Raw genomic sequence first — 236 nt, 5'->3', positions numbered from 1 at the left:
GCTTTATTTAGCGCTATCCACGACAAGCGTCAGCAATTTACTCGCGCAGACGATATCAAAGCAGTATTTATCGCTAATGGCGTAGATGGTAAAGCTTACGATGCAGCAGCAAGTTCATTTATGGTTAACGCACAGATGTCGAAAATGAAGCGTGATACTGAAAATGCTAAAATTTCTGGTGTACCAACATTAGTATTTAACGGCAAATATCGCGTCGAAACCAGCTCGATTAAATC

The 236-nt window shown here is 40.7% G+C and carries 1 protein-coding gene; it reads left to right on the top strand.

Annotation, left to right across the window (positions count from 1 at the left end):
- Positions 1-236 (top strand): DsbA family protein (locus AAEZ00_RS22150; protein ID WP_351090195.1); only part of this gene is annotated, 236 nt, incomplete at both ends.

This window comes from Shewanella sp. S1-49-MNA-CIBAN-0167, assembly GCF_040310145.1.
Classification (GTDB): domain Bacteria; phylum Pseudomonadota; class Gammaproteobacteria; order Enterobacterales; family Shewanellaceae; genus Shewanella; species Shewanella psychromarinicola.
Note: the sequence above shows the minus strand (reverse complement) of the source record. Positions and strands in the feature narration are given on the sequence as shown.